Origin of the sequence: Streptococcus suis, assembly GCF_046032515.1 — a bacterium.
Classification (GTDB): domain Bacteria; phylum Bacillota; class Bacilli; order Lactobacillales; family Streptococcaceae; genus Streptococcus; species Streptococcus suis_AL.
Genome location: NZ_JARQPJ010000027.1, coordinates 24,413 through 30,646, shown reverse-complemented (window position 1 = coordinate 30,646; position 6,234 = coordinate 24,413). Strand labels below are relative to the sequence as shown.

Genomic DNA, 6,234 nt, shown 5'->3' with positions numbered 1-6,234 from the left:
TGGGACTTTTTGTATATACTTAAAAAGGCTCCATAATCTCCACGGTGGTTTTACCCACTACAGAAATTATAGAGCCACAATATATAGGAGGTGGCTATGTTAGAAAATTGGTTAAACACCAAACAAGGTCAGGTGTTTCATTACAAGATGGAAAAGATTGAGTATGCCCTAGAACTGCTAGGGAATCCCCAGTTTGCAGTTCCGGTCATTCACGTCGCTGGAACCAACGGCAAGGGATCGACCATTGCCTTTATGCGCCAGCTCTTTCAGACTCACGGCTTGCGTGTCGGTAGTTTTGTATCCCCCCACATGGTGAGTGTGCACGACAGGATTTGTATTGACAGCCAGTCCATTTCAGACCCTGATTTTCAGCGCTATTTACAGAAAGTCTACGACTTGGAGCAGGAAGTAGCCACTCGTTATGAGCCTTTTCGCTATTTTGAGGTCATGGTGCTCATTATGTTCCTCTATTTCGAAGCTCAACAACCCGATGTGGCACTAGTAGAGGTGGGCATCGGAGGGCTTTTGGATACGACCAATGTCGTGGCACCAGCCCTAAGCGTTATCACCTCCATCGGCATGGACCATCAGGATTTATTAGGCTCGACTTTAGGGGAAATAGCAGAGCAGAAAGCAGGGATTATCAAGGAAAGCGTGCCTGTCGTCCTAGGACCACTTTGTCCAGAAACCACAGCCATCTGTCGCCAAATTGCCCTCGAAAAACAAGCACCAGTCTACCAATTTGGTCAGGAATTCACCTATAAAGCAGGACAGTTCAGCAATGCGGACATAGACCTGTCAGAATTAGTTCTGGGTCTGGCAGGTCCTCACCAAGAAGAGAATGCGGCCGTAGCCCTACAAACTTTTTTGCTTTATATGGCAAGTATTCAAGAGGCGACCTTTCCTCCGTTAATTAAAAATGCCCTTGCCCAAACCAGCTGGCCGGGTCGTTTGGAATTGGTTGCTCAAGAGCCAACAATCTATTTGGATGGAGCCCACAATGTCCCAGCGATCGAACGTTTGGTTGAATTTATTCAGGAACAAGAAGAGCCGGTCACCATTCTTTTTTCTGCCCTTCGACGCAAGGATTTTCAAGAAATGCTGGAATTATTGGAAGAAAAGTTACCGCATACTCCTCTTGTACTAACCAGCTTTGCTTATGACGGTGCCTTGTCCGAGGAAAACCGACAAGGACGAGATTTTGTTGAGAACTATCAGCAGTTTATAGAAGACTGGCAATCTAGCGAGCAAGGGATTTTGATTGTCACAGGTTCTCTTTACTTTATCTCAGAAGTTCGTCGGATTTTTAAAAAATGACAATCATTTTGCGAATAAATAGGTATGACACATGCAGAAACAGTAGCCTTTTTAAAGGAATTCGAAAAAACCAAACGCCATACCTTTCGCCAATTAGAACAGTTTGCAAAAATTTCTAGAACTCCCGATAGGAAATGACATCGGGAGTGCTTTTTGATATAATAAGGAAAGCAAATCCAAGGAGAAGAAAATGACAGAATTAGATGTAGTTTCGGACGTAGTTACTCATCCTGAGGAAACTTATCGGCGTAGTCGTAGAGCATCACGCAGACAGCAAGTGCAACTGAATGGTGAATTTCATGAAAGAGTATTAAAGACAAAGTATTGGCCAGCTCTTGTTTGGAGTTTAGTTTTAAGTGTTTTTAGCGTAGCCAATCCACTGCTAATGCCATTTGCAACCAATATACAAACTCAAAATTTATATGCAGGGATGGCAATGGCAAATGGACAAATCCCTTATGGTGATTTCTTTGGTACAAGCGGGTTATTATTCTACTTACTTGCTTTCTTAGGTCATCTGGGAGGGACTTTCATTATCTTTGGAATCCTCCAGTTTATAGCGTTACTGATAGCGGGAATCTATTTCTATAAGATTGTAGCTTATTTTAGTCAGTCAGAACACCTAGCGACAAGTTCTAGTCATTGGTTCTATGTATTTATTTTTGCACTTGGTTTTGGAGGGATGTATGCAGAAATGTTTGCTCTTCCGTTTCTTTTGACTAGTGTGTGGTTTCTGGTCCGCTATTTTGAAAATGCAGTGCGTGATGAGGCATTTATCCTCTACGGAATCGATGCGGCATTGGTATTTTTAATTTACCCAAAAAGTCTGATTCTTTGGTTAGTTGCGGGTCTAGTTTTATTTATTTTTAATATCCAACACCGCCAAGTTACTCGAGGAATTTATCAATTATTAGCGACCATTTTTGGTTTTCTTCTGATTCTATATGCGGTAGGTTATTATGCTTTTGAGGCGCAGATTCTGGGGACAGCTATTCAACAAACTTTCCTTTATAACTTACAGTTAGACTTTCACCATTCCTATCTATATTTAGCCTTGGCGATTGTGTCTGTATTTTTACTCTTATCTGGATTCTTTAAAAGTTTCATCCAAATGGTGTTTTCTTTCAAACAAGGAAGACATACCTATATCAAAGTTCTCCTATTATTGACTTTCTTAGTTCAATGTGTCTTTATTATTGGGAATGCAAACTTTCAATGGAGCCAACTCATTCTTCTTTTACCGTATGGTTTTGCGATGTCAGTCGTTTACCTGCGTGATGAGGATGTAGAAGATCATCGTGGATATTTGCGTCGTCAATTCTTCCTTCCATTAGCTATTTGCTTGGGTATTATCGCTCAACCTGCTTATCTTTATTTGATACAGGGAGATTTGAGAACTGACCGTGAACAAGTTGCCAATTACATTGGTGAACAAACGAAAGATTCGGACAAGATTTATGTTTGGGATAATAGCGCAAGCATCTATCTTTCAAGTCAACGTTTATCTGCCGCAACGATTACTACAGCAGAACCCTATCTGAATACTGACGACAATAAAAATAGCTTGATGTATGACATCAATAAAAATGAGGCAAAATTTGTAGTCGTCAATAAGAATTTGCCAATTCTAGATGAAATCAAGACAAATTTAGAATCACAGTACCAGTCTGTTCAGACAACGGATTACTTTACGATTTATCAAAAGAATGAATGATTGCTCAGGCAGTCATTTTTTCTTTAGCCTATCTGGGAAAAGGAGGGAAAGTGGATATGTGGTATAATGGAAAAATAAGCATTCGGGAAAAATTATTAAAGAAATGTAGGAGAAATGATGTCACATATTATTGAACTACCAGAAATACTAGCCAACCAGATTGCGGCTGGTGAGGTCATTGAGCGACCAGCCAGTGTGGTTAAGGAGTTGGTGGAAAATTCCATTGACGCAGGGGCTAGTCAGATTGAAATTAGTGTTGAAGAGGCTGGCCTTAAAATGATTCAAATTACGGATAACGGTGAGGGAATTGCCCCTGATGAAGTAGCGCTTGCCCTCCGCCGTCACGCTACCAGTAAGATAAAAAGTCAATCGGATTTGTTTCGTATTCGCACCCTCGGTTTTCGTGGAGAAGCTCTGCCTTCCATTGCTTCTGTCAGTCATATGATTATTGAGACAGCTACGGCAGACTCTGCACACGGACTTCATTTGGAGGCCAAAGGTGGTGTCATCGAGAAAGAGGAGCCAGTTAGTCGTCCAGTTGGTACGCAGATTACTGTTTCGGATTTATTTTACAATACCCCTGCTCGTCTCAAATACGTTCGCAGTCAACAGGCTGAATTATCACATATTGTTGATGTTGTAAATCGATTGAGTCTAGCTCATCCGGAAATAGCCTTTGCCTTAGTAAACGAAGGACGAGAATTAATTAGAACTGCAGGGACAGGGAAACTTCGTCAGGCTATTTCAGGGATTTATGGGATTGCTTCTGCCAAAAAAATGGTTGAAATTGAGGCAGAAGATCTAGATTTTCAGATTTCAGGTTACGTTTCCTTGCCAGAGTTGACTCGTGCCAACCGCAACTACATTTCCATTTTCATCAACGGTCGCTATATCAAGAATTTTTTGCTGAATCGAGCTATTTTGGAAGGTTATGGCAGTAAGTTGATGGTTGGACGCTTTCCGCTGGCAGTCATTTCTATAGAAATTGACCCCTATCTTGCTGATGTCAATGTGCATCCGACCAAGCAGGAAGTTCGCATCTCCAAGGAAAAAGAACTCATGACCTTGATTCGAGAGGCGATTAGTCAAGCGCTTAAAGAACAGGACTTGATACCAGATGCTCTTGAGAATTTAGCTCAGTCAAGTACTCGACTAAAAGTAAAAGCAGAGCAAGGCACCTTACCACTCAGAGAGTCAAAAATCTATTATGATACGATTAAGCAAGACTTTTTCTTAAAACCAGACGTGGTCGCTGAGGCTGTCAAACCTCTCGAAGAGGATAGGCAAGAGATTGTTGAGTCGCCTGCCGAAAATAAACTTACATCTGTTCAATTTGCAGAACGTCAGTCGGTGGAATCAGAAGATCAGGAGCATCCTAATCTAAGCGCAAAAGAATTGGCAAAACTGGCAGATAAATTAGACCGAGAGGAAACATCGACATTTCCAGAGTTAGAATATTTTGGTCAGATGCATGGGACCTACTTGTTTGCGCAAGGTAAGACAGGACTTTATATCATTGACCAGCATGCCGCACAGGAGCGGGTCAAATACGAATACTACCGTGAGAAAATTGGACAGGTTGACAATTCAGCTCAACAGTTATTGGTGCCCTATATTTTTGAATTTCCGCAGAATGATGCCCTTGACCTCGTCCACAAAATGGATGCCCTTCGTCAAGTTGGTGTCAACTTGGAAGAATATGGAGCTAATCAATTTATTCTGCGTGAACATCCTATTTGGATGAAGGAAGAGGAGATTGAGTCTGGCATTTATGAGATGTGCGATATGTTGCTCTTGACGGATCAGGTGTCAATCAAGCAGTATCGGGCAGAACTGGCCATCATGATGTCTTGTAAACGGTCGATCAAGGCCAACCATGCTTTGGATGATTATTCGGCGCGTGATTTATTGCGGCAATTGTCTTACTGCCAAAATCCCTATAACTGCCCGCACGGTCGTCCGGTTTTAGTACATTTTAGCAAATCGGATATGGAAAAAATGTTCCGTCGTATTCAAGAAAATCACACGAGTTTGCGAGAATTAGGGAAGTATTAAGGATTTTAACACCCCTGTAAAAGCATTTGGACTAGCTATTTTTACCGCCAGCTTGTAAAGTAAAGGAGGAAACATGACTCATCTTGGACAGCTTATTCACATGGAGCGAACAAAACGACAGGAATCGCAAGAAACCTTGGCAAAAGCGATTGGAGTGTCACGTCAAACCGTCTTAAACTGGGAAAAAGGTCGCACCTTACCTGATAGTGCCAGTCTAGTCGGTATTGCCCAACGTTATCATCTCTCTTTTGACCAGTTAATTGGCTTACAAGTCAAGGCTAAGAAAAGGCGGGTCTGGATAAATTACCTGCTTCTCCTAATCCTATTCGGTCTAGGTATCTTTGTCGGTGGCAATGCCACTCTCTTGCTTCCGTTCCTCATCGTTTTTCTCCTGATCGGTTTCCTTATCCAAGAATTCATGTTGACCAAATCTTTATAAAGCGAGGTCATCGTATGGTCCGAAAGGATAGACTATTTATTGCATTTATTGTTCTTGGTGTGCTCAGTCTGCTGGTCAAGCTTCACCGCTATTTAGGATTTAGTCCGACTCATAGTCTTTACTACCAGCTTGCTAGTTTTGTCTTGCTATTTGCACTTGGCATATACCACTATAGAAAGCTCCTTTGGACTGATTTTGGAAAAATGTGGAGCTGGAAACTGCTTTATCAATTCCCTTTGTTTTATCTTGCAGACTTTTTGGTCATGTATGGAGGAAGTTTTCTCCAATACTTGATAGTGAAATCATTCCATATCTCAGAAGGTATAGGCAATGTCACAGCAGTTAATAAGATAAGCCAAATCGTCCCACTTCCAATCTTTTTGCTGATAGTGGGAATCATCGGTCCGATTGTTGAAGAACTTTTTTATCGAAAATTTTTACAGGATAGTCTGAAAAATGTTTTAAATCCATGGTTTGCTATTGTCTTACAAGGTCTCATTTTTGGCTTAGGGCATGCTAAATCTCTGGATAGTTCAGAAATTATCAACACGATTCCCCAGATTTGTTCGGGTATTTACTTGGGTTATCTCTATCACAGAACAGGCAATCTTTGTTATCCGATGCTCGTTCATTGTGTAGGAAACCTCTCCGTCGGATACTGAAATACGGCTTCGCTATCAATAGCGAGGCTTTTATGATACAATATTAA

5 protein-coding genes are annotated in these 6,234 nt (G+C 41.4%); all 5 read left to right on the top strand.

The window, feature by feature from the left end; genetic code table 11:
- Positions 1 to 96 precede the first annotated feature (96 nt).
- The 5 genes from P7J49_RS10405 (at position 97) to P7J49_RS10385 (ending at position 6,187) form a co-directional block, all read left to right on the top strand.
- On the top strand, positions 97 to 1,317 hold the full coding sequence (locus P7J49_RS10405) for a bifunctional folylpolyglutamate synthase/dihydrofolate synthase (RefSeq protein WP_408570627.1): 1,221 nt from the start codon (positions 97 to 99) through the stop codon (positions 1,315 to 1,317).
- 190 nt (positions 1,318 to 1,507) lie between these two features.
- On the top strand, positions 1,508 to 3,031 hold the full coding sequence (locus P7J49_RS10400) for a quinol oxidase (RefSeq protein ID WP_024406762.1): 1,524 nt from the start codon (positions 1,508 to 1,510) through the stop codon (positions 3,029 to 3,031).
- A gap of 117 nt (positions 3,032 to 3,148) precedes the next feature.
- Entirely contained in the window at positions 3,149 to 5,086 is a 1,938-nt protein-coding gene (gene mutL / locus P7J49_RS10395; RefSeq protein WP_408570626.1) for a DNA mismatch repair endonuclease MutL, read from the top strand.
- A gap of 73 nt (positions 5,087 to 5,159) precedes the next feature.
- On the top strand, positions 5,160 to 5,525 hold the full coding sequence (locus P7J49_RS10390) for a helix-turn-helix domain-containing protein (protein WP_052503050.1): 366 nt from the start codon (positions 5,160 to 5,162) through the stop codon (positions 5,523 to 5,525).
- A 14-nt stretch (positions 5,526 to 5,539) separates the two neighbouring features.
- The gene (locus P7J49_RS10385) at positions 5,540 to 6,187 is read left to right on the top strand and encodes a lysostaphin resistance A-like protein (protein ID WP_408570625.1); all 648 of its coding nucleotides are present in this window, start codon (positions 5,540 to 5,542) and stop codon (positions 6,185 to 6,187) included.
- Positions 6,188 to 6,234: the final 47 nt, after the last annotated feature.